Genomic DNA, 23,598 nt, shown 5'->3' on the forward strand with positions numbered 1-23,598 from the left:
ACTTATAGATTTCGGGTCTCACTATTTTTCACTAAAATAATTCAACTGCCGTAATTTTCTGCTCAGTGGCCCGCTGCGTGATTTTCGACTCGGACCATCACAGACGTATGAGGCGAGAGGAGTTTTGGCGCAGGGAGTAACTGCGGAGCGCTGGCGGTGAGGTTTGTGGTGGATTTTGGGCGGCGGCAAAACTGCCACTTTCGGCTGTGGTGGTGTTGATATTACGGTTTGGGCCAATGACCATCCCAGAGGTTTAGTGTCACATTTAATTAAATAAGTGTTAGGTTGACTGTTAACTACTTCATTTTAATAGTGGCATCAGACAACGACGGTTTTATTGCGACCAGCGGCTTTCGCTGCATAAAGTACTTTATGGGTTTTAAATAATAACACCGATAAGTTGCTTTCGAAGAATTGAATTACAAGGATTTTATTCATAAGGTAAAGAGTATCGATAAAACTGACTTAGCTTTTTCGATATTGAAACATAGTAGAGTATTGGTGGTTCCATCGTGTTATTTAAACGTCAGTTTAGAATCGATTAGCACGTCTACGCGCTAACGCCAGATTAAACTGGTAAATATGGCGCAGTTCCGGGGAAAGCATAAAAAACTGTTCGTACCAACAAACCGCTTCAGCTTGTTGGAGAGCATTTTGCGCGAGTAACAACTTATGGGCGTAAGCTTTAATCGCCGGGGCTGCCGACACGTCAGTGGAAAAATAAGAAACCTGTGTTGTCGTTGACTCTGTTGCTTCTGCATTAATGGCATCCATCACACGCAAACTTGTCAAACACGCCACATGGTCTGCAGGTACAGGTAAGTAAGCTATGTCGCGTGCATAGGCAAACCACCCCAGAGGTGAATATTGATTCCATTCTTCAATTGGCATGCCATTTTTGGGTTCAGGACGATCTTTCATGGCAATTATTTCAATCACCTTACCTTCAAATTTTGGTATATCTGAGGTTAACCATGAAAATGCGCGCAAACGTTCAGAACCAAAATGTTGGGCACGTCCAAGTGGCCCAGCGTCACCAACAAAAATAGTCCGTACATCTATGCCTAAGTCTTGAAGTCGGCATGCGGCGAAAAATGCCGGTTTTGCACCACTACTTACACCATAAAAATATATTGGTCGTTCATGGCGTAGTTGCTGTATGTACGTGACTAACTTATCCACAACTTCATTTAAATCTGGTTGCATTTCACCAATAGGGTTATAAAGCGCCGTGGTTGGCACTTTGGTTAAACAAATATTAGCGGAAAGTAAATGGTCAAACTCGGGTAAACCTGCCAAGCCCACAAACGGTGGCACTACTACTAGATCAGCCGTGATAAGCTTGTTTGTTTCTGAAAAGTTGTAATTTTCGGCAATAAAGTCATATAGCTTGCCTAAACTAAACGGCAAGGGAATATCCTGATAAGCCGTGCGGATGCCCAGGCGATTATCTAGTTCGGAAAAAAAATTCATTATTGAAAGTGAGTCTGCGTTGACTTGCTCCCAACTGTGGGAAACCATATCGGAAGTGAGGCCAACTTTAAAAAAATCACACCAGGTGGTGATAAGCTGTTGAGCCCACGTTGCATTTTCTTTTGCAACTTGAAACCCATCTAATACCTGCTGCATAAGCGTTAACTGATCGCTTACACGCTGTTTGCTAGCGTAAACTTGCATCAGTTGTTGACTCACCCAGTCTTTCAATGCCTGTAGATCAAGTTTGTAATTCGGCAATCGTGGCAGCTTGTCATGCCACAACAGGGCTTGCGGTTGAGCAGCATGGCTAAACTGGGTAGCAAGGACGGCTTGAAGCTCCTGTGCTAATTTCTGTTGTTGTGTCTCGCTCTCCAGCACATCTAAAACGTCGGTGGCAAACACCCAAACCAATGCTGGTTCCTCCAGAACGTTTGGCTGCCACACTACCACTTTACAAACATCAGGATGTGTTACACCCATTCTATCAGCGAGCCAAGCGTGGCTGAAACGTTCTAATTCACTTACATCAACTCGAAAACCACGCACTTTTATTTGGCTGTCAGCGCGACCCAGATACTCATATAAGCCATCAGATAATTCTCGAAAGCGGTCTCCCGGCATAAACCAACGCACTTTATCTTGCGCCGCGTCTTGGCAAAATGCTTGCTGAGTAAGGTCTGGTTCATGCCAATAACCGCGCGCCAAATATGCACTGCCTACCTGCACAAATCCAGTAGCACCCTTTTCTATTTCGGTTGCAGATGGATTGATTATAGGCTCAGCAATTAAGTATGTTGTGCGGTCTTCGATAGCGAAGCCAGCGGGCAAAAGTTCAGTGGTTAGTGATGTTGTTGCGTCCAATAACCAATGTCGATAGAGGGTGGCACATTCAGTTGAACCGATACCGGTATAAATTTGGCAATGCGAAGGAAAAACGCGATATAAATCGGCGACCTCTCGTGCATAAAACTTATCTCCTGCAATGTAACATACACGAACAGATAACAGTTGTCTGGGGTCAGGTTCACTCGCCAAAAATGCGCGCAGTAAGGGCGGTATGGCATGAAAAACAGTAACGCCATAGTTCGCAACCAAGTCCTCCATGCCAACAAAACCCAAGACTTGTGGCTGTGCTGGTACGAGTGAGGCGCCATTGAGTAAAGCTGCCCAGATATCGCGGATAGCACCGTTCACACTGGGTGAATAAAAACCGGTAAAGCAGTCTTTATGGCTGATGCCAATAGCTTGGCTATATTGCATTACATCATGCAACAAACCACGCTGATCCTGGTATACACCTTTAGGCTTGCCAGTACTGCCCGAAGTATACAAAATATAAGCGTTGCAAAGTGCACTAGGTAAGGTAGGTAATACATTGACCTCCACACCCGCTTCTATCGCTTTTGGCCATAACAACACCGGGCACACGACTTTAATGTCATCAACTAAACTACCTTGCCGATCGGTTAAAATGAGCGCACAACCAGCATGGTGCGCAATGGCTAGAATACGTTCACGCGGATAGGATGTATCGAGTGGAACATAAGGGCGCCCCAACCTTAATATCGCCAACATAGCCTTTACCATATTGGCCCCAGGGGGTAATAATAAGCCAATGGGTGCAAGCTCATCGGGTCTATGATTTTTCATAGATGCAGCGGTATATGATGTGAGTACTTCATTGAGCTGAGCGGCTAGCAGTTCAGCCTCTAACAATAATTGACGATACGTAACTCTCTCGTCAGTGTCATAAATAGCGAATTCATCGGCAAACTGCTTAGCTATTTTCGCTACTCGCTGGAAAACGCCTAGCTCAAGATCTCCCATCGTCCAAGGTGTCGGGGTAGATAGACTATTTGGACACAGTCGATTCATTGAAAGCTATTGGCATATTGACGAAATAATCTCACCCAGCGCGCGACCTCCGTGTTAGGCACCGCCTGCGGAACCACGCAAGGCGTCGTAAATAATATGCTAGGTTGCTCGAGGACAGCGCGTATTGGCTTCACTTGTTCAGCGAATACAGCAGGGGAACTTGTTTGCCATACGTCTAGAGGTATACCCAATACCAGTGAGTTATTGTGTTGTTCAACGAAGCTGTGAGGCTTTGGATTTTCTGGTGTAAGCTCGTAATGCACAGCAAGTTCAGGGTGTGCAGGTAGAGTGTCAAAATAAACCTCGCTACCATGTAGGTGTAAGATAGCTGTTGGGAAAAGCGCAGATTGCTGGGACCGAGTCTGACCGTGACCACTCAACACGGCATTTAAAAAGCATACATCAGAGGAGTCATTAAGGTCCTTATACATAGCCTGCGGAAGTATTGCATGCGAACGATGTTGCATCGCAATATAAAAATGTGTCACGCCAATGTCACGGTAAGCTTGTAACAATAACAGGGTTGTTCTGGTAAGTTTATCTAAAACGGCACGCAATAGCGGGGGATGCTGTTGCAAACAGCGTTGCAGCTCTAACTCTCCTGCTAGCATAAACGCTTGGGTCAGCGGTGAAAATACAGTCACGTAAACAGGTCGATTACAACGGCGCCTGTCCAATAAAAGTTCGGCAGCATGCACAATTTCAGTTTCAATTGAGGTAAGTGAAACAGGTAGATCAGCAATTGCCTGCCATTCGTGCTCGCTTTGCACGTAGCGTTCGCTAAATGTGCGTCGGCCCATCGCATCGCCACTCCAATGCGCTATACCGCCGCGTTTCGCTACCTGATAGTTTCCGGCTGGCGTAAGCTTAATGACGTCAGACTGCACCTCGTCATAAAACGTCAATGTTTCAGCACAAAGTTCTTCGGCAGTTTGGTCTGCTACAGGATGATGTTTCCAAAAGGCTGCTATTAGACTTTGTTTTACCGAATCACTGCATTGTTTCGATTCAGGTTTATTCATTTACTGTATTCTCGCGGAATTTTTGTTCAGTATGGCTTCGATAATTAGGCCTGAGTATAGGTAGGATAAAACGTCATTTTTCATAAAATAAAAATACATCTTGCCTCATATTTTCCATATTTACATCTCTTTTATATCTTAAAGGGAGTGAAAGTCGGCTATTTTTCGTCTATTAATCAGATGTTTTCACATAATTCAGAATTTAGAACAAGCGCTTCCCGCTGTTGTGCAAACCAGTTCTGAATATTGCTTATGATGATGAACGGTTTTTATTCAAACAGACTTATCTGAGGCGGTGCTCGACTTTTTGGGGCAATAGCTCGACGACATCGTCATTTTTTGTATTCAGGTGACTGAATATCTTTTGGATCACTACTTTTTCTCAAAAACATCCATCTGCGGCAATTTTCTGCTCAGTGGCCCGCTGCGTGATTTTCGACTCGGCCCATCACAGACCTTACTCAGCGCGCAGAATTTTGGCGCAGGGCGTGACTGTGGAGCACAGGCGGTGAGGTTTGTTGTGGATTTTGGGCTGCTGAAATTTCGACGACTTGGGTGTGGGTGGGGTGGCGAGAAACTGAAAAGCTGAAAAACTGAATGACCTGCATGGGCTGTGAGTAAATATTCATTTTAATGACGTTGAAGAGCGGCTTTATTGTTTGAGTTGAATGAGTAGTTTGTGCCAAAAGCGGCTGTTCACGTTCTACCCAATGAACGATCCCAATTAGCAGAAAGGAGACTGTCAGGGTTTACTTCACAAGTTTTAATTTTCTCGATAACAGCCCTAGGGTTTTTGTATCTTTTGCTGAGCGCGATTATCTCAACACAGAACTTCTGTGCGAACAAATTAAGGTGGTAATTCAATCGATTCTATTTAAAGTTGTTCTTTGAACCCAATGGTTAGTTATTTTAACTGCATAATATAACGTATAGCTTCAGTAAAATTTTTATTCATAACACGTTTATATTACTTAAATTGCTAAGGTAAATGTGTCTAAAGAATAGGAAGATATTAAACTGATCATACAAAGTTTAAAATTGAACTATAATCTCAATTTTTGTATTACATCCACAAAATTAGAGACTCCTCGGGCAACATCTGTAATTCCTAATGATACTTCCATGATTCTCTCCTGACCCTCTGAACTAATACTATTAATTCCAGAAAGTTGTGAATCAATTTGGCTGATTAAATCTGAATTTTTTTTTACGACGGAGGATATTTCGTTAGTAGCTTCAGCTGTCCTACCCGCCAGTTTTCGAACTTCATCAGCAACTACTGCGAAACCTCGGCCGGATTCTCCAGCCCTAGCTGCTTCTATGGCAGCATTCAACGCGAGTAAATTAGTTTGATCGGCAATGCCGTGAATAGTGCTAACGATGTCAGCAATACTTTTAGACTGAAGGCTTAGTTGTGAACCTATTTCGCTGGCTTTTTTTACTTGAACGGCAATAGTTTCAGAAGAACGTACTGCATTTTCCAATGCATTGCTTGCATTTTGAGTAATTTGGGATGTTTCTTCGGAGGTCGCCGCAACAATATCCACTGCCTGATTTGCTGCTAACACTCTTGCGGTAATATCTGATGCAAACTTAATAACTTTGTAAACCTTACCTGTTTCATCTTTAATTGGATTATATGTTGACTCAAGCCAGATACTCTCGCCTTTAATATTTTTGCGTTCAAATCGGCCAGAAAATACTTTCCCGCTTTTGAGATTTTTCCAGAAATCGGCATTTTCTCGATAAAAAGCGTCAAAACAAAATATTGAATGGTGCTCGCCTAACACCTGAGCTTCTTGGTAATTCATCGTGTTCAAAAAGTTTTGGTTTACAGCTTGGATAATACCTTCGGGAGTGAATTCAATGACAGCAAGCGAGCGATCTAGAGCATCAATGATTGCAATTTTATCCGACAGGTGGAGTTGCTTCTCAGTGATGTCAGTGGCAAGTTTAATTACGCGCAAAACTCTACCATCATCATCCTTTACTGGTAAGTAGGTTGCTTCAAGAATCACTTTCTTACCCGATTTACCCAATCGATGAAAGGTACCTGAATGCTGATTGCCTTTAGACAAATCTGACCAAAAGGCCGAGTAAGCAGGGGAGTTGTAAAACTCTGGCGTACACAGAAAACGGTGTTCTTTACCCACTAATTCATCGCTGCTATAACCAACGATATTTGAGAATTTCTCACTCACTTCAATGATTTTGCCGTCGGGGGTAAAAGATATGAAGGCTGTGTTTGTTTTAACAGCTATTAAATCAAAAGCAAGTTGAGCGCATTTCTTTTGAGTCTGTTCATAAACATTAAAATCAATACTTTTTTTTGAAAAAAACATGACATTACCACCTTGCGAAAATGAACTGTTTTGAATAATAAGGTAAGTGGACCTTTATAATTTGCATATAGAACATATACAGAAGTTTTAGTTGATTGAAAGTAGATAGAAGTTATTGACAATAATTCTATGGCATCCTAATCAACATCTTTAAAATACACAAGATGCTGTTTAAAAGATCAGGGAGATAATTAATCGATAAATTTTAGCGTAATTTATGCCAGTCAGTATGCGGATATCAAATGACCGCAATTTGCACAAACTTCTAGTGCAAATTTGAATGACCTATGATCGCTTTCTGAGTAAACCAGCAATAGCCCTGAACGTCGTCGACTATAGATCGCTCAAAGCCGAATTTCGCGTTTGTGCCACTTGCGGACTGTCAGGATTTTTTAGACTATTTCTGTTTTGCTAAGGTATGCAGACAGTCAGATGTCATTCTCTAATCATCCCTTTGTGTCATTACTCGTCATTCGTTTGTTGACTGACTCAAATGGGAATTGAAGCCGAAATTAGGCAATTCCGCTTTCACCTCTTTTGTGACATCTAGTAAGTGTCAGGTTCTTTTACAACTTCTATTTCTAACGTAGGCTGGAATCACTGGAAGCACCAAGGTATGGCGATTGGAATGATAGTTGCACGTTGGTTTTACTAACACTAACCAAGAGTAAAAATGTAATGAAAAGTTTTATTAAACGGCTGCTGATACTGACTCCGCTGCTATGGCCTATGGGTGCTTCTGCGGGCGTTATTTTGTCCGCCGAGAGTGTTGCTAATAATACATTAGGTGTCTTTAGTTCAATTCCGGCAAATTCTGTTGATTTCCTCTCCGATGGTTCTGGTTTACCTGCGTTTGTTAGCGGCACAACCGACTTTGCCACGTATATTTCTGGAAATCCAAGCCACGCTGGTTTCGATTTTTCTAATGCCTGGGCAAGCGCTGATAATGTCGTTATCGGTGTAATAGACTTTTTCCTTGGCAGCCAGTATTCGATTGAGCAGCTAGCTTTCTGGAGCCAGGCGAACGCCGGGCAAGCTATTAACAGCTTTGCAATCTTTACTTCCGTAGACAGTTCTTTTGCAGCAGCAACAGCAGTTGGTGCATTTAATGGTGTCCAGTCGTCGCAGGCAGCACAAGTGTTTGACCTCACTGACTCAATTGGTTCATATGTCCGCCTCCAAGTCATCTCAAATTATGGATCCGGTCTCACCACAACCTTGGGAGAAATTGCATTTGATGTAAACTCATCATCACACGTACCCACTCCTGGCATCCTCGCACTATTCAGTCTTGGCCTCGCTGGCCTTGGTTGGTCGCGCCGCGGAAAAGCGTAAACAGCACTCTTAGTGACTAGCCCGCTTCGTGCGGGCTTTTTATTGCCCATAATTTGAGAATGCTAACGAGCGCTAATTGCAATATTTCATTTTTGAATGCGGAGTTAAATTACATTGCATGCTGAACTCTATAACCGCCGGTCTTGCTGTATTTCAAAGGCAGGTGTGGACGTGAACTTGTCATACGACTTAGCCAACGCGTATAACCATTTATCGCTCATTGCCGAAGTTCGGCTCAGTGCCATTTGCAGCCAATCATGGCTCGCTAGCCGAGTTAGCAGTTATTGTATATTGCAGACGCACAAGGGACAGATGTCGGCAGAACATCTGACACGAATAGCCAATTTATACTATTTATTAAATCAGCGGTTATTCCTGCGTCCAAATATACATTTAAATAAATGTGGTTCTGTACCTGATTATTCCAAATTAGTTCTAGTTAGAAGTTGACTGGCAAAATAATTACCAATATAAAAGCAGTTCTGTCATGCAATCTTAAGAACGTGAGAATAAACAGATGATTAAAAATTCAATACTCTTTTTGTGTGCAGCTATCCTCTTAGGTTGCACTTCGAGTGGCATGACAAGTGGCTTTGATTTCAGCTCAAGCAATAGGATAGTTTACATTCCCAAACATCTTGACGGTTGGGCTACACAATATCTTCCAGAGGTTTCTAAAATCCTTTTCAAGTTCGGATTCACAGTGACAGATGATGATGACAAGGCGGATTTCGAGCTTAGATTCACTGTGGATTCAGGTATAACTATGCAGGCTGACATAGCACTTATGAAGAGCAACATACCTGTTGTTTCAGCAGTTTCTAGCAATGGCGGTTGGGGAACGATGATCGCCAATGGAGTCGCAGCAAAAGGTCGCGTAGAAGCTGTTCTCGCAGAGTTTGAGAAAGCTTTAGCAAAAAGCACAGTAAGGTAGTTTTTCACACTTTACTTTGTCTAGGGCTCAAATATATGCAACTTCAGTTAAACGCTCCTGCGAGTAAAAATATTTGAAATTTGTTTAACGCCTTTAGTGTTGAATTTTTGCCTTAAAATGTCACATAAAATATTTATAGGGACTTTTCATGAAAAAAATACATTACCTAGGATTAATTATTTTATTTGTTTTTAGGACAAATAATGCTTTTGCGTGCGTTGCTGAGGTGACATCTTTTGCGACTAAAAATTTCAAAGGACTAGCTTTAACTAAAGTTGTAAATATAAAAAATCACACAACTATTGAAGATTGTAATTCTAGTGCGCGGTCGTCTTCTGAGAGCTTCCCTAAAGCTGTACCATCCGAAATTTGGGATAATATAGATAGTATATCTTTTTCATGTGTAGTCCCAATATTGTGCACGCCACCTGACATTGATAAAGAAGAACCATATTATTTTGTGTTTTTAAAGACCCGATTGTCGTTATAAAAATTTACTTAACAGACAAGATATTCTAAGTGTCGAACGTCTGCTATCTCAGTAAACCAGAGATAGCCACGAAAGTAGCCGACTGTCTCCTGATCGCTCGAAGCCGCCCCCTAAATAAATCAACTGACAATCCGTATTCTGCTATATAGGATCATTCGTCAGTAGCCACGCGTGGATCTGTTTTATGCTCAAAAAAAACCGCACTTTCCCTTTTGACAAACTCAGCCCCCCTTTGCGGCTCTCTAGGTATCTTATTTGAATAAGCACAATCGTTGCTTATCGTAACCCTCAGAGGAAGCTCTCATGACAGCAAAAATCGACATCCTAAAAATCTCGACCTGCGGCAAAGTATCTGCACCTGCCGAACATACATTAACCTACAACATTGGCTACGATACCGCAGGCAAAACCCTACTTGTGCGTATCACCAACAATGAAACCGGCGGCCTGTTCTCAAGCGAATGGATAGCGCTGACCGACGTGCTGAGTGCCATCGAAAAACGCCCCAGCCCAGACAAGAGTTTCAACGCCCGGATATTTACCCCGCTGTATAAATCCCAAAGTGCCAATAACGCCGGATTCCTGTCCGCAGCCCTAAAAGCAGAAAACATACTGATACCATTCAAAGACTCTAAACGCTTACATAATATTGGCGATGTTGAGGCCTTTACCGACAGTATGCAGCCACTCATAAAGGACAAGGTCAGCCTGCCCGATGTGGTGGCCGAGCGTGATGCAATCAAAGCAAAAGTGCGTGCCGAAAACGAGCTGAAACTAAAAGCTACCCGCGCCAAATCCATCTCTAAGTAGTCTCCCCATAACCCCGCTAAAAGGCCTTTTCACATCACGCAAAAGGTCCCTTTAGCGATATGCAACATTTCCATCAGGAGTTAAATATGTCCATTAGATATGTGGCTTACTTTCGGGTGAGCACTCAAAAACAGGGCCGTTCAGGACTGGGCCTCGATGCTCAGAAACAAGCGGTGAAAGACTTCTTGCAGCAGTTTGGCGGTGAACTAGTAGCTGAATACATGGAAGTCGAAAGCGGTAAACGCATCGACAGGCCGGAGTTCACCAAAGCAGCCGACTATGCCGAGCTGGCCAACGCGACTTTATTGGTGGCCAAGCTGGATAGGCTGTCGCGGGATTTACACTTCGTCACCAGTCTGCAAAAACGTGGCATACGGTTCAAGTTGTGTGACCTACCCGAGATTGACAACCTCACCATTCACATACTGGCCGCAATGGCCGAACATGAAGCAAGGATGATTTCAGTCAGAACCAAGCAGGCCATGACCGAAGCAAAACGCAGGGGGGTGGTGATGGGCAATCCACAACTTTCACTATTGAGAAATCGTGATGTCGGCAACGCCAATCAGCAACGGGTGCAAGCTCAACGGGTGTGGCAATCTAAAATCGTCAAGGTGATACAACATTTGGTGGAGATGGAACAACTCGATACGTGTCAGTCAATTGCAAATGCATTAAATTCACGAGGGCTGACTACGCATCGAGGAAAAGCATTCTCAGTGCCTACTGTCAGTAAGCTTAGGAGGTCGATATGATAAACATTGCTACCGCCATGATAATAATAATATCTATCTTAATGGTTCTGAATGGTAAAGAAATGGCGTATGTCGTTGCCATCCTCATGGTCTGCTATTGCTTCCCCATATTAGCATTAATTGTCATCACCTGGGCCGTTCTGGCTAACCACTCTAACTAAGGACGTATCGTTATGAAAAATAGCCGAGAGTTATCGGAGGTATCTGCGCGTCTGGAGCTAGCCTATGCCAACTGCAAAGAGGCGTCCATGACCCAGCAAGAGCAGTACGACTTGTATGAATCCATCGCCATTCAGATATTGGACAGTGAGTTTGACCAATATGCAGAAGGTGTCTTGGAGGAGTATTTGGGCGACGTATTAGAGCGCAAGAGGAGAGAGTTGTTGTAAATTCTGGCTCAACCTGAGCTGGGGTGGGTGGGGTAGCAAACCGGCAAAATCCAAAAAAGTGGCTTAGTCAAAATGACTCAGCTGTCTGTTCGCTAAAAACTTTTCGGAACTTGCCTCCCCACCCACCCCTGCATTTCTACTCAAGATTGACAAGTAATTAAAACCTAAGTAAGTATGTTGCAGGGACGCAACTTTTATTAAGGCAAACAAAACATATGAATGGAATTTCTTTAAAGGAGTTACGTTGGTTTAGCACTTTCAACGATGAATTTTGTGAAAGTGAGTCCGTATCAATCTGGCAGGCTGTCCTCTTCATTTTGCCCTATTTCGATGACGATGCTTCGGTTAGCTACTTTGAAAATATACAAAGAATGGAAGTCAAGGTATGTGAAGACCTTATTGATGAGCTAGATGAGGAAAGAGAGTCACCTCGCAGGGATGATAAATCACCAAATTATACGCATTCTTACACCGAGTGGGATGCTATAGGCAATACATTGCTTACGGAGGAACAAATCGACGCATTTCTACCCGAGTTAAATCGAAGCCGTATGTTGGTGATAGAGCAAATTCAAGAAGCAGACAATATTTATCAGCAACTCAAATTAGAAATCAGAAAATATCGCGGCAATCGTCCCACAAAAATCCAGCTAATTGCAGATGCATTAAGAGACGACTTCGAGCGAGTACTTATTCAGAGAACATCGCTTTATGCTGTATTTCCTGACCTCCAGCCGAGCAAAAAGGAGAAAAAAGTTCATTGGAATAATATTACCGTTCTTATTTTTTATCGACTGGATTTGGAAACAGAAAGTAAATTCTCGTACATGGAATTCAAAGTAGCGCAGAGAGTCCTGTGCAAAATAGAGCGCGAAAATTCGCCATTTCAAGGAAGAAAACTTACTCAGCCGAATAAATTATTTGGGATACTTGAGGACTTCTACAGACCACAAGAAAAGCGAAAACATGATTTCACAAGTCCAAGCTATCGCAAGGCACTCACAGGCCTGAGAACGTTGCTGAATGAAATCACCGGATTAAGTGGCGACCCTTTTTATCTCAAACAGGGAAAATTTGAACCATACACACCGAGATTTAAAGTGGAATTTAGAGAGCATCAAAGTCTTGAATATGACTTGAACTATGACAATAAAACAGTTCAGTATCAAGATGACATTACCGGTAACACGCAGGACTACGACGATGAATAAATTAATTACTGATATATTTCAATAACCTACCCAATTTCGCGTTACCAGTAATCTCTACTATATAAGAGCGCAAAAAATTGCGTCTCTGTATTAAATATAATGGAGAAAACAATGACTGGAAACAAAACACTGCAAGATAATGTCGCCCGCACAGAATCGATAGCAAATCGTATCAAACCTGAAACTCAACCTGATGATAATGGTAACAAGGAAATAAGCACTAAAAAGCCAAGCCTTGCCCCAAAACCTGAAGTCAAAGAAAAGCCAAATGCATCAAATTCTGAGCCAAATGCGGAAGGTAGAACTCTTCAGAAAATAAATCCGTTGAAGTTTCCCCTACTAAACGATTCTGACAAACCGTTCGGCACGATAGAAAACATTGAATATATGCTCAAGTTCTATGGTGTGACCGTTGCCTATGACGTGATAACAAAAGTCGTTATTATTACTAAAGGGGATGGCAAACAAACTGAGGATGTAGGCATAAAGTGGGGTGTCTTATGAAACTTAAAGACACCAGCGACAAAACAACCTCGCCTCAAAACGTTAAGCCGCCTAAACGCAGTTTAGTTTCGGGCAAAATAATTGGAGCACTAACCTCTGAGCCAAATGCGGCAGATAAAGCTCCCGAAAAAATAAATCCGTTAAAATTTCCCATGCTTAACGATTCTGACAAACCGTTCGGCACCATAGAAAACATTGAATATATGCTCAAGTTCTATGGTGTGACCGTTGCCTATGACGTGATAACAAAAGACGTTATTATTTCTATACCGGGCTTAAAATCCAGTAGCGACAATTATCGCAATGTGGCAGAAGCCGAACTGGCTAGCTTAGCTGTGCTAAATGGCATTTATTCTGCCAACTTTGAGCGATTCATTTTTGCAATCGCCAGCAGAAACCAAGTCAATCCTGTTATGCAGTGGGTTAAATCAAAAGAATGGGATAAAAAAGACCGAATCTATGAACTCTGTGCAACCATTACAGTGGCAGACGAATTTCCAAACGACTTTAAATGCTTACTGATAACCAAGTGGTTACTAAGTGCTATTGCAGCCGCTGCGATGCCAAATAATTTCAGTAGTCGAGGGGTGCTAACTCTGCAAGGCGCGCAAGGCTTGGGCAAAACGCGCTGGATAGGCAAGCTTATCGATGACGAGAAGCTAGCAAGTCATTGCATTTTACTTGACCACCACATGGATACCAACAACAAAGATTCCTTAATAAATGCAGTTAGACATTGGTTAGTTGAAATTGGCGAACTCGATTCATCCTTTAGAAAAGATGTGTCGCGCCTCAAAGGTTTCATCACCAATAAAGAAGATAAAATCCGCGTACCTTATGGAAAACGCGAGTCATTATTTCCGAGACGAACCGCATTTGCCGCCACGGTCAATGGAGCCGAATTCTTAGTGGATCCCACCGGCAATACCAGATGGTGGACTCTCCCCTGCATTGACATTAACCACAATCATACAATCGACATGCAACAAATGTGGGCACAAGTCTACGAACAGATGTTTAAAGGCAAAGAATCACCGCAATGGTGGCTAACTGATGAAGAGCAAGACCAATTAGAGGCGTTAAATTCCCACCATAAAAAACGCACTGCCATCGAAGACTTGCTAGAAAGTGAGCTGCAATTTGATGCGCCTAAAGAAAGCTGGACACGGCTAGCAGCAGGCGAACTCCTGAAGGTTGTCGGTATCCAGAACCCTACCAATCAACAAGCAAAAGAATGCGGCGATTTTTTACGGCAACGGATAGGGCAATCTACCCGCTCGCAAGGCAAAGTACGCTGGTTGGTGCCACCAATTAGTGAAGCTTTGCAGCCCCCTACTAAGCCTTATCAGCCGAAAAAAACACCTATACACGACGAGGATGATGACTCGAAATATTAGAGCTAAGTGGTGGGTGACGGGGTAGCAGATTTCAACTTTTATTTTCGTTAGATGATTTAAAAACCATCAAATCCCGGAGAAAAAAGCTGGCGAATTTTGCTACCCCACCCAACCCACCGGCACCTTTGAAATATCTCGATTGGATTTGGCAGAGGATTTTAGGTTTTTACGATCACTCTGCCGTCAACTCTAAATTTTAAAACTCAGGAAAATATTATGCCAAATCATGAAGAAAACATCATTAGCTACATCGACAATTGTGACCATACAGACAACGATAAGGCCATTTTCATCGACCTTCTTTTAACGCTATATATCTATTGTCACGAGGGCTTTCACAACCAATTACTAAAGACGCTCAAACAACTCTTTCGAACAGAAATATGGGAAAACATTGACGGGCACGAGAGAAACACATTGGGCAAACATGTTCGCCATCTCGTTAAGCTCGGTGGTTTACCGCTGACGGATACTGGCGAAAAAAACGGTCGCAATCATCGTCTTTACATAATCAACAAATAAGGGGCCTGATATGCCTGTAATCCAACTAACTCAGGCTCTAACTCAGAGCCTACCACTATGCCCTGAAGGTAAAGGTCGTATCGAATTATGCGATGCCGGCGTCAAAGGACTCTACATTGAAATACGCGCGACCACTAGTGATACTGGCACGTTCTATCTGCGTTACAAAAATGAGCAGAAGAAAACAGCGCACAAAAAGCTTGGCCTCACAACCGAGATGACATTGGCTGAAGCTCGCACCACTGCCAAGCAACTGAAAGCCAAGCTCTTGCAAGGCTATAACCCCAAGGAGGTACAGAAAAAATCTACCATCACTACGTTTGCGGTATTTTTTGAATCGCAATATCTACCGCATGTTAAGCAGCATAACCGGTCATGGAAGAACGATGAGCAGATGTTTACTACACATCTTCGTGGTGTATTTGGCGACATACAACTGGACAAGTTCAAAAAGGCCGATGCACAGCGATTTCATGCAAAGTTGATGGAGCAAAGACTTAAACCTGCGACTTGTGATCATTACTTGAAGCTATTAAGACGCATACTTAATGTTGCTGTTGACTGGGAGGTGATCACTGCCAATCCCTTGGCGCGAGTACAGCTGTTTAACGCAGATAATAGGCTCGAGAGGTATCTTGATGAAGACGATTTGGGCCGCCTGCTTCAAGTGCTCTACAACGATGGGAATCGCATGGTCTGCAATATCTTGCTGTTCCTATTGACTACCGGGGCTCGACTGGGCGAGGCGCTGAATGCCAAGTGGTGTGATATCGACAACAATCGTCAATGGCGCATCCCCCAGCTTCAATCTAAGTCAAAAAAGCAGCGCTACATCCCCCTCAACGATGTGGCAATGAAGGTGTTGTGTGCAGTAGATACTAAAAACAACTATGAGCACATCTTCGTCAACTTAGGTACGGGTGAGAAATACAGATGCATCAAAAAAGCTTGGACGCGCCTTCGCAAGGAAGCAGGCTTGAGTAACATTCGTATACACGATCTGAGACATCAATATGCTTCAATGTTGGTTAATGAAGGCCGCTCGCTATATGAAGTACAGCAACTACTTGGACACTCTGATCCAAAAGTAACGGAGCGCTACGCCCATCTCGCACCAAGTACGCTGCAGCAGGCGGCCAACTCGGTGTCGCCGCGACTGGGCCAACCCTCGGGTCTCTGAGGGCACAATCTGGTGCCAGAGCTGGTCAACACGGGACTTTTGGGGGCCAAGGATGGCTACTCCCCTGCCCGGATTCAGCGTTCGAGAGCGGAGAACTGTAACGCACTTTAGCAAGGAGATTTTAGCGCCTCTATAACTCGGGAGGTAATGAGCAGCACATCTACTTGGGCTCTGCACCTACCATTCACTCAATCTATAAGGAAACAAACCATGACAAACCATCCATTCATTGTGTCAGTCGTTAAAACCACACATAGTTTAGCGTCTTCGGCTAGCAGACAATAAGGTTTTCAACTATGGAGGCCTATCCGATGACCAAACGTACCCCAAAACAATGGCAGCAAATCATGGACGCACATGCTCAATTTGCAGGCACAACAAAAGAATTTTGCCAACAACGAAATATCCATACACAAACCTTTTATTCTCGCCGACATGCCATGGGGCTGGCGTCGCCCATGCAGACGAATAAAGACGCGTTACCAAAACCGTCGAATACTCCCGTGTCAGCGCCAACCGGCCAGTTTATTAAAGCGCAGGTGAGGCCGGTGACAAGCGCAATGGTGTTACACACCCCGCATGCACAATTGTCGTTATCTACCCAATGCGATCCTATTTGGTTAGCCACCTTGCTCAAGGAGCTGGCGGTATGAGAATGTTTGTAGCCCCATCAGCCATTTATCTCTATCCCAAGACCGTGGACTTCAGGCAACAATTTAATGGCCTTGCCTTAATTGTCGAGCAGCAGTTTGATGTGCCATTGATGTCAGGGGCGCTATTTGTGTTCACCAATCGCACCCGTAAACGCTTGCGCATTTTATATTGGGACAATACTGGGCTAGCCATGTGGAGCAAGCGTTTAGAAAAAGACACCTTTAAGTGGCCAAGCAACACGCAAACGTCCCTTTACTTGAGCGAGCAACAACTCAATAGCTTACTAGGCGGCTTCACGATTGAAGGTCATCAGCCGTTGTTTTATGCCTCGGCGGGCTTATAACAACCGATCATAAGCAGCGTTTAACGATCACCTTTTAATCTAAGTTAAAACAACAACTTACAGGCATGTTACGGTATAATACGTGGCATGAAATTAAGCCCCGAACAGTCCTACAATAAACGCGAAAAGCGTATTCAGCGCTTGAATGAAAAAGACCAAGCGGATGGCTTGTCGGTGGACGAAGCGAAAGAATTAATTGGCTTACAGCGTGAGCATTTAGGCTTTTTACAAGAACAGTTCAAGCTCATTAAACAGACGTTATTCGCCAGCAAAAATGAAGCTTATCCTGGTCAGGGGGAGTTGTTTAACGAGCCCGAGGATATCGCACAACAGGCACAAGCAGAAGCGCTTGAGGAAGACGAATATACCGAATATACGGCCAAGCGTAAAAAGCGCAATCGCAAGGTGTTTGATGACAGCCTTGAACGTGAAGTCGTCGTTCACGATATTAACGAGTCGGACAAAGTCTGTGAGTGCTGCCATGGCGACATGCACCTCATGGGTAAAGATATCACTGAAAAACTTGAGTTTGTGCCCGCTACAACCAAAGTGATCGAGCATCATCGCTTAAAGTATGCGTGCCGCGCTTGCCAGAAGAGTGGAACAACAACCCCAATCAAACAAGCGCCACCTGTGCCCAGTATTTTACCTAAAAGTTATGCAACGCCGAGCTTAATTGCGCAAATTATCACGAGTAAATATCAATATGGTTTGCCGCTATACCGACAAGAAGCCATCTTCAAACAACTGGGCATTCATTTATCACGGCAAACCATGTCGGATTGGCTGATTAACATCGCTGCCTTATTCAAACCCATTACTTATGCACCTTGGCATGACACACTGCTACGGCAAAATTATATCCGTGCAGATGAAACCACGATGACGGTGGTGGACGATGACAATATCAAATCGTACATGTGGGTGTATAACTGCGGTGCAGACTCGCCTCAAGGCAACATCTGCGGCGATGATACCCCGAATATCGTGCTATATGATTATCAGCCCTCGCGAGCGGGTCAATGTGCGGTCGACTTTTTACGCGATTACACAGGTTACTTGAGTGTGGACGGCTATCAGGGCTATGGCAAAACACAAGCGATACTCGTTGCTTGCTTGGCGCATATTCGCCGTAAATTCGTGGAGGCTAAGAAGGCACAAGGCAAACAAGCAAAAATAGGCAAAGCAGATTGGGCGCTGAATCTTATTCAAAAGCTGTATCGCATTGAAAAAGAAATCAAGGCTCAATCGGTGGAGGAGCGCTGTCGTATTCGCCAAGAAAAGGCAGTGCCCCTGCTGACACAATTTAAAACATGGCTCGATAAATCAAGCCTAGCGGTGTTACCTGAAAGTGCAATAGGTAGAGCTATCCACTATGCCATTAACCAATGGAATAAGTTTATTCGTTACACAGAAAATGGCTGCATTGACATAGACAATAATAGGTCAGAAAGAGCAATAAAGCCGTTTGTGATTGGGCGCAAAAATTGGTTGATAAGTCAGACGGCAAATGGCGCCAATACCAGTGCAGTGCTGTATTCCATTATTGAAACGGCGAAGGCAAATGGTATCAAACCCTATGATTACCTTATGCATGTGATGGAAAAAATGATGCTCGGACAAGCTAAGCCAAATGAACTACTTCCTTGGAAAGTGAACTTAGGCTAGTGTGGTTCTAACGACTGACACCATTCATTAAATACTTAAACCTAACCCTCTTGATCGCTTTTCCCATCGCATGGTTTTCACCATTAATCACCACTGGACTGCTGCCGCAATGGCACATGCCTTCATGGCTGGGCGGAAAAACAGTATTCGAGCATGATACACTGACCGTGATATCGGGTATTCAGAAGCTATTGGAAACGGATATCTTGCTTGCAATGGTAGTGACATTCTTCGCATTGGTTGCACCGTTGCTGAAGTGCTTAGGCATGGCGCTTATACATTTCAACCTGCTGACGGACGCTGCGCAACCGGTGCTATCAACGCTGGGCAAGCTCGCCATGGCTGACGTCTTTCTTCTGGCACTGCATATTGTCATAGCAAAAGGCATCGGGATCGGGCAGATAGAAGTGGCTTGGGGCTTGTATCTTTTTACCGCTGCTGTGCTGACTTCTTTGGGCATTTCGTTGCTTGCCAAGCGAAAGAGTTGATACCTGACGCTGCCGCAACCTACCTCTAAACCTCCCCCTTTCCGTTAACTCTCCTGCATAAAACCCACCGATAGTCGATCTGATTTTACTTGTGGTTGAGATTTGTCCGCATGTGCTCACTCATCCTGTTAAATTATGATAACGCCCCGAAAAATCGACCCCTGCCCTCTTACTGGCCTGCAAAGGTGCCCGCACTCGCCCACTCAGGGGTGGGTGGGGTCGCAGTTTATTCGATTTTTTTTTGCAAACGACCGAGGCTGAAAAACTGAAATCCTGAAAAGCTGGAAATCTGGATGGGCCGGTTTGAGCGATCAACGGTCATTGGAGCTAACCTAGCCGAACGACTGCTATGCCCAAGAAAGCGAACAGTCAGAGCGTCGATAATAAAATATCGATTTTACCAATGGATTATATTTCATCGGCTCTGACCTACAGCTTCTAACTACCTTGGCTCTGATTGTTGTGGTGCTTCAAGAGGTAACGCTTTTCAACAAGCTAAAGTTGCCCTATTTTTTGGTATCTTGGTGTGGATAAGTTTATTTGTATTTGCACAAAGCAATATTCAAAACTGGTCCTCAAACAACAGTGTGAGGCGCTTGTTTTGAATTCTGAATTATGTGAAAACAGTTGAGTAATAGACCACAGTTCGCCAAATTTCATGCCCTCAAGGATTCAAAATCACCCTGTTCAATAAACAGCTTCGCAAGTCTAAAACAAACAAAGTTTCGGCTTATTGAATAACTCAGTCGCAACGTTTATTCTTACGTTATTCAAAAGTTATTTACATGTTAAGGGTTACGTAATGATTAAGCCTGAAATTCCAGAAAATGAAGCAGAACGATTGCATGCTTTGAGAACATTACAAGTGCTTGATACTGCACACGAGGAACGATTTGACCGCGTAACTCGTATGGCTAAACGAATGTTTGGCGTGTCTATTTCTCTCGTTAGTTTGGTTGACGAGGATCGTCAGTGGTTTAAGTCTAAGCAGGGCCTTGAAGCTACCGAAACACCAAGAGATATTTCCTTTTGTGGACATGCAATAAATGGAAATGGATTATTTATAATACCAGATGCAAGTGAGGATGTGCGATTTTCTGACAACCCACTTGTAACTGAAGCTCCTAATATTCGCTTCTATGCGGGCTACCCTTTGAAAATTAGGGAGGGATTGAACATAGGTACTTTATGTATTATCGATCAAGCACCAAAAACCATGGATGAAGAGGATCAGCAGCTTTTCAAAGATCTCGGTGCAATGATTGAACAAGAAATAAAATCGATACAATTAGCCACGCTGGACGAGCTGACGTTGATCTCCAACAGACGCGGTTTTTTAACGCTTGTCGATCATAGTTTAAAAATGTGCCGACGAAACCAAGTATCGATGTCGTTTTTACTATTTGACCTAAACAAATTTAAAATCATTAACGATGACTATGGGCATCATGAAGGTGACTTTGTATTAACCAAGTTTGCTCAAATAATGCTTGATACATTTCGGGATAGTGACGTAATAGGGCGACTCGGCGGAGATGAATTCGTTGCCATGCTGACGAATTCTGACCAAGAAAATTCTAATGAAATTTTAGCCCGATTTGCGGTAGCTGTTGCAGAAGCAAATGCAACAATCAACAAACCATACAAAATCGAATACAGTGTGGGTGTAGAACATTTTAAGCATGATACAACAAAATCGGTAGAAGAAATGATCCAAGAAGCTGACGCTGCGATGTACAAAGACAAGAAAAAATAATGGAAATAACTGGGGGCAGTGTCTGACGTTTCCCTACGAATAATATATTCAAATCATGAAGATAGTTAAAAAGTTGGGGAACATTCATGGCATTTGGTGATCAGATCTATCGCCAAAAAACCAACCGGTAAGCACCATGAATGTAACCACTTTTTTGAACAATACCCTTTCACTTACCACCGTTAATATGCACCTTACCCGACTTATCTTATCTACTTGCATTCATAGTCTACTGACTGGGAATGCTGCTACTGTAAGGTCTATGAGGCGAGGAATCGACTCATCAGCACATGAAAAATACAGTATTAAACGGGCAGACAGATTCTTTTCTAATCCGTACCTTGATCTTCCTCTAAATCTGTAGACATTTTTCCCTTCCAACCTTAGTAAGTCTGAGAAGCGTTAATGTCTGCAATCTGCTAATTAGGATCATTCACTGGATAGAACATGAACAGCCGACTTTGGCACCGACCTGCCCGATAGTTGACTAGCTGGTTTGAGCGATCAGGAGACAGTCAAAGACTTTCTCGGCTATTACTGGTTTACTGAGATAGCAGACATTCGCATCACTTGCCACAAGTGGACGTAGATGCCCAACAGTTTCACTGGCAGGCAGTGTGAAAACCATTTCCAAGCTATTATTGACTCCAAAAATTAATAAAACATGTACTTCACATTTAAATATGACCACGTTTCTAGCAAATTACCTATAGAAGGCATTGAGCATTTATTCAATTAAGTCAAATATTGATTGGCGCGTGAGCCACCAAATCGATTAGTTGTTTTACTTATCTCAATCACTAAGGTAATAGTGATGCTTACAAGGGCGGCATATGCCATGACTAGTAGGGATATGTGGCTCTTTAACCCATTTTGGTATCCAGTCCCATTGACCGTCTTTAGCTAAGTTTTTTATGCGTCGACAGTTAGCACATTGGGTTACACTGCCGTGTTTATTAATGTAATCGCTTTCAACAACTGTGTTTAGTTCTTGGCTTTGCGAATTAATGTAAGGCTCTTCTATAACTAGGGAATGTATGACCAAAATTCCGCCTTTGTTCAAAGGGTATAGGTGCATAGAGAAAACGCGGTAAAACTCTGGGCTAGAGCATTCATATTCAAATTGCCTTGATATCAAAGATGGGTTTTTATCATGCGTGACAGATTCAAATAGCTTTTTGTAAGTTGGCGCTAGTAAATCAGGAATAAAATCGAAGATATTCTTTCCCAATGACGATGCACTGCTAATACGATTGTTGTGGCTGTTTTGTTCTGAAAATTGAATCGATGCAGGATTTTGATACACAATTTTTAGATCTGAATCTAATCCATACACAGTGCTGGGATGGCCGTTTAAACTCTCCAATCTTGACGGCCCAATAGTCATTTCAAACTCAGATGTTATATAATAATTCAAACATTAATCTCTTTGAAATGAGGTCAAAACATTTACTCTATCTGTTAAAAAAAATAAAACTATCGGTAAATTTACCTAAATTTGATGTTTGTTTAAAGACAATTTTTAACACAAGAAGAACCAAGTATTATACATAACAATAGATGCTCCAACTTTACTCGATAATCATCATCTAGGATTTAATAATTCGTTTATCGTCCATTGTCGGCCACCGCATCACTTATATAACCTCCTCAAACCACCCAAAATAAAAAACTTGTGAAGTAACCCCTGACAGTCTGGTTTCAGCTATTTGGGATCGTTCGGCAACGGCTTTGCGAAGATCCGCATCTGGCACATGGCCGATATTCGGCTTTGAGCGAAAAGCGGCCCTTTACTTCTGTCATATTTAAGACAGGTGATCCGACAAAGCAGACATACGAACAAAGAATTATATTGCTGTATTTTGCTGCTAAAACCCTTCAACATCAACTTCCTCTATCCGTCAGCCATGTGCCAATAATGGCCGTTCGTGGTCATAGCGATTCAGGAGCAAGAAGCCTAATTTTAGCAGATTAGGATATATGTCTCTGCAACTGTTGTAGGGTGCTTTGAGTGGGTAACGAACCTTGCCGTAAGTCGTTATTATCAACATTTATTCTGGTACCCCAGAGCGGGAAATATAACGGCACAACCTTTCGAGTTTACACCTATTCTGTGCGTTGCTCATGACACATAAATGGAGACTGAACACTGCCACATTTGCGGCAAAGCCTGCCGCAAGCCCTTGCTCTGCCATAGGTGGAATGGTTCGCAACGTAAAGACCTTTAGTCCTTGCTGTTTGCCTGTAGCGATACAATAGGTTATTGAATACCCGTAAATTTGCAACATCGGATCGTCTTCCGGTCCATCCAAAGCAAGATAATCATTGTCACCCTCCCTCACTAATGGGCCCTCGCGCTCAAGAAAACCAGCCACACGCTGGCTAATGCGGTGAGTAAGGCTATTCAGTTCACTTTTTGTCGGGGCTTTTATCGGGTAAAAGCGCGT

General features: G+C 43.2%; 21 protein-coding genes. 16 read left to right on the forward strand and 5 right to left on the reverse strand.

The window, feature by feature from the left end:
* Positions 1 to 531 precede the first annotated feature (531 nt).
* From ABKW31_RS20755 to ABKW31_RS20765, 3 genes are all read right to left on the reverse strand, one after another.
* Positions 532 to 3,351: an AMP-binding protein gene (locus ABKW31_RS20755; protein WP_348618529.1), complete on the reverse strand. Its 2,820-nt coding sequence runs from the start codon at positions 3,349 to 3,351 to the stop codon at positions 532 to 534.
* A complete protein-coding gene (locus tag ABKW31_RS20760) occupies positions 3,348 to 4,373 on the reverse strand; it encodes a hypothetical protein (RefSeq protein ID WP_348618530.1) in 1,026 nt (341 codons plus the stop codon). The genes ABKW31_RS20755 and ABKW31_RS20760 overlap by 4 nt, the downstream gene beginning before the upstream one ends.
* Positions 4,374 to 5,416: 1,043 nt before the next feature.
* Complete coding sequence (locus ABKW31_RS20765) at positions 5,417 to 6,715, reverse strand: PAS domain-containing methyl-accepting chemotaxis protein (protein ID WP_348618531.1); 1,299 nt, start codon at positions 6,713 to 6,715, stop codon at positions 5,417 to 5,419.
* A 678-nt stretch (positions 6,716 to 7,393) separates the two neighbouring features.
* Between ABKW31_RS20765 and ABKW31_RS20770 the strand changes: the two genes are divergently transcribed.
* The 16 genes from ABKW31_RS20770 (at position 7,394) to ABKW31_RS20845 (ending at position 21,151) form a co-directional block, all read left to right on the forward strand.
* Positions 7,394 to 8,050: a PEP-CTERM sorting domain-containing protein gene (locus ABKW31_RS20770; protein WP_348618532.1), complete on the forward strand. Its 657-nt coding sequence runs from the start codon at positions 7,394 to 7,396 to the stop codon at positions 8,048 to 8,050.
* Between the two features lie 517 nt (positions 8,051 to 8,567).
* Entirely contained in the window at positions 8,568 to 8,984 is a 417-nt protein-coding gene (locus ABKW31_RS20775; RefSeq protein WP_348618533.1) for a hypothetical protein, read from the forward strand.
* Between the two features lie 148 nt (positions 8,985 to 9,132).
* Complete coding sequence (locus ABKW31_RS20780) at positions 9,133 to 9,474, forward strand: hypothetical protein (protein ID WP_348618534.1); 342 nt, start codon at positions 9,133 to 9,135, stop codon at positions 9,472 to 9,474.
* Positions 9,475 to 9,777: 303 nt separating this feature from the next.
* Positions 9,778 to 10,284 carry a hypothetical protein gene (locus tag ABKW31_RS20785; protein ID WP_348618535.1) on the forward strand — a complete coding sequence of 169 codons (507 nt, stop codon included), beginning with the start codon at positions 9,778 to 9,780 and terminating at the stop codon, positions 10,282 to 10,284.
* A gap of 86 nt (positions 10,285 to 10,370) precedes the next feature.
* On the forward strand, positions 10,371 to 11,039 hold the full coding sequence (locus tag ABKW31_RS20790; RefSeq protein WP_348618537.1) for a recombinase family protein: 669 nt from the start codon (positions 10,371 to 10,373) through the stop codon (positions 11,037 to 11,039).
* A 173-nt stretch (positions 11,040 to 11,212) separates the two neighbouring features.
* Positions 11,213 to 11,428 carry a hypothetical protein gene (locus tag ABKW31_RS20795; RefSeq protein ID WP_348618539.1) on the forward strand — a complete coding sequence of 72 codons (216 nt, stop codon included), beginning with the start codon at positions 11,213 to 11,215 and terminating at the stop codon, positions 11,426 to 11,428.
* A 215-nt stretch (positions 11,429 to 11,643) separates the two neighbouring features.
* Positions 11,644 to 12,639, forward strand: coding sequence for a hypothetical protein (locus tag ABKW31_RS20800; protein ID WP_348618541.1), 996 nt, complete (start codon positions 11,644 to 11,646; stop codon positions 12,637 to 12,639).
* A 111-nt stretch (positions 12,640 to 12,750) separates the two neighbouring features.
* Positions 12,751 to 13,143: a hypothetical protein gene (locus tag ABKW31_RS20805; protein ID WP_348618542.1), complete on the forward strand. Its 393-nt coding sequence runs from the start codon at positions 12,751 to 12,753 to the stop codon at positions 13,141 to 13,143.
* Positions 13,140 to 14,540, forward strand: coding sequence for a VapE domain-containing protein (locus ABKW31_RS20810; protein ID WP_348618543.1), 1,401 nt, complete (start codon positions 13,140 to 13,142; stop codon positions 14,538 to 14,540). The genes ABKW31_RS20805 and ABKW31_RS20810 overlap by 4 nt, the downstream gene beginning before the upstream one ends.
* Positions 14,541 to 14,756: 216 nt before the next feature.
* Positions 14,757 to 15,062, forward strand: a complete 306-nt coding sequence (locus ABKW31_RS20815) for a hypothetical protein (RefSeq protein WP_348618544.1) — start codon at positions 14,757 to 14,759, stop codon at positions 15,060 to 15,062.
* A 10-nt stretch (positions 15,063 to 15,072) separates the two neighbouring features.
* Entirely contained in the window at positions 15,073 to 16,242 is a 1,170-nt protein-coding gene (locus ABKW31_RS20820) for a tyrosine-type recombinase/integrase (protein ID WP_348618545.1), read from the forward strand.
* Positions 16,243 to 16,553: 311 nt separating this feature from the next.
* On the forward strand, positions 16,554 to 16,895 hold the full coding sequence (locus ABKW31_RS20825; RefSeq protein WP_348618546.1) for a hypothetical protein: 342 nt from the start codon (positions 16,554 to 16,556) through the stop codon (positions 16,893 to 16,895).
* Entirely contained in the window at positions 16,892 to 17,239 is a 348-nt protein-coding gene (tnpB, locus tag ABKW31_RS20830; protein WP_348618547.1) for an IS66 family insertion sequence element accessory protein TnpB, read from the forward strand. Before ABKW31_RS20825 ends, tnpB begins: the two co-directional genes overlap by 4 nt.
* An 87-nt stretch (positions 17,240 to 17,326) precedes the next feature.
* Positions 17,327 to 18,907, forward strand: coding sequence for an IS66 family transposase (locus tag ABKW31_RS20835; protein ID WP_348618548.1), 1,581 nt, complete (start codon positions 17,327 to 17,329; stop codon positions 18,905 to 18,907).
* Positions 18,908 to 18,957: 50 nt separating this feature from the next.
* Positions 18,958 to 19,395: a paraquat-inducible protein A gene (locus ABKW31_RS20840; RefSeq protein WP_348618549.1), complete on the forward strand. Its 438-nt coding sequence runs from the start codon at positions 18,958 to 18,960 to the stop codon at positions 19,393 to 19,395.
* 802 nt (positions 19,396 to 20,197) lie between these two features.
* Positions 20,198 to 21,151, forward strand: coding sequence for a sensor domain-containing diguanylate cyclase (locus tag ABKW31_RS20845; RefSeq protein WP_348618550.1), 954 nt, complete (start codon positions 20,198 to 20,200; stop codon positions 21,149 to 21,151).
* Positions 21,152 to 21,944: 793 nt separating this feature from the next.
* On the opposite strand, the gene ABKW31_RS20850 is transcribed toward ABKW31_RS20845, so the two are convergent.
* Both ABKW31_RS20850 and ABKW31_RS20855 read right to left on the reverse strand, forming a co-directional pair.
* The gene (locus tag ABKW31_RS20850) at positions 21,945 to 22,568 is read right to left on the reverse strand and encodes a hypothetical protein (RefSeq protein WP_348618552.1); all 624 of its coding nucleotides are present in this window, start codon (positions 22,566 to 22,568) and stop codon (positions 21,945 to 21,947) included.
* A gap of 634 nt (positions 22,569 to 23,202) precedes the next feature.
* Positions 23,203 to 23,598: transposase (locus tag ABKW31_RS20855; protein ID WP_348618554.1), on the reverse strand; the 396-nt coding region annotated here is incomplete at its 5' end.

Source organism: Paraglaciecola sp. 25GB23A, assembly GCF_040012495.1.
Lineage (GTDB): Bacteria > Pseudomonadota > Gammaproteobacteria > Enterobacterales > Alteromonadaceae > Paraglaciecola.

What these genes read in the sequence shown, in the direction of transcription:
- ABKW31_RS20760 (WP_348618530.1), bottom strand. Translation starts at nt 4,373, where the DNA reads ATGAATAAACCTGAATCGAAACAATGCAGTGATTCGGTAAAACAAAGT.
- tnpB (WP_348618547.1), top strand. Translation starts at nt 16,892, where the DNA reads ATGAGAATGTTTGTAGCCCCATCAGCCATTTATCTCTATCCCAAGACC.
- ABKW31_RS20810 (WP_348618543.1), top strand. Translation starts at nt 13,140, where the DNA reads ATGAAACTTAAAGACACCAGCGACAAAACAACCTCGCCTCAAAACGTT.
- ABKW31_RS20845 (WP_348618550.1), top strand. Translation starts at nt 20,198, where the DNA reads ATGATTAAGCCTGAAATTCCAGAAAATGAAGCAGAACGATTGCATGCT.
- ABKW31_RS20770 (WP_348618532.1), top strand. Translation starts at nt 7,394, where the DNA reads ATGAAAAGTTTTATTAAACGGCTGCTGATACTGACTCCGCTGCTATGG.
- ABKW31_RS20825 (WP_348618546.1), top strand. Translation starts at nt 16,554, where the DNA reads ATGACCAAACGTACCCCAAAACAATGGCAGCAAATCATGGACGCACAT.
- ABKW31_RS20820 (WP_348618545.1), top strand. Translation starts at nt 15,073, where the DNA reads ATGCCTGTAATCCAACTAACTCAGGCTCTAACTCAGAGCCTACCACTA.
- ABKW31_RS20785 (WP_348618535.1), top strand. Translation starts at nt 9,778, where the DNA reads ATGACAGCAAAAATCGACATCCTAAAAATCTCGACCTGCGGCAAAGTA.
- ABKW31_RS20805 (WP_348618542.1), top strand. Translation starts at nt 12,751, where the DNA reads ATGACTGGAAACAAAACACTGCAAGATAATGTCGCCCGCACAGAATCG.
- ABKW31_RS20795 (WP_348618539.1), top strand. Translation starts at nt 11,213, where the DNA reads ATGAAAAATAGCCGAGAGTTATCGGAGGTATCTGCGCGTCTGGAGCTA.
- ABKW31_RS20790 (WP_348618537.1), top strand. Translation starts at nt 10,371, where the DNA reads ATGTCCATTAGATATGTGGCTTACTTTCGGGTGAGCACTCAAAAACAG.
- ABKW31_RS20765 (WP_348618531.1), bottom strand. Translation starts at nt 6,715, where the DNA reads ATGTTTTTTTCAAAAAAAAGTATTGATTTTAATGTTTATGAACAGACT.
- ABKW31_RS20780 (WP_348618534.1), top strand. Translation starts at nt 9,133, where the DNA reads ATGAAAAAAATACATTACCTAGGATTAATTATTTTATTTGTTTTTAGG.
- ABKW31_RS20775 (WP_348618533.1), top strand. Translation starts at nt 8,568, where the DNA reads ATGATTAAAAATTCAATACTCTTTTTGTGTGCAGCTATCCTCTTAGGT.
- ABKW31_RS20815 (WP_348618544.1), top strand. Translation starts at nt 14,757, where the DNA reads ATGCCAAATCATGAAGAAAACATCATTAGCTACATCGACAATTGTGAC.
- ABKW31_RS20755 (WP_348618529.1), bottom strand. Translation starts at nt 3,351, where the DNA reads ATGAATCGACTGTGTCCAAATAGTCTATCTACCCCGACACCTTGGACG.
- ABKW31_RS20800 (WP_348618541.1), top strand. Translation starts at nt 11,644, where the DNA reads ATGAATGGAATTTCTTTAAAGGAGTTACGTTGGTTTAGCACTTTCAAC.
- ABKW31_RS20835 (WP_348618548.1), top strand. Translation starts at nt 17,327, where the DNA reads ATGAAATTAAGCCCCGAACAGTCCTACAATAAACGCGAAAAGCGTATT.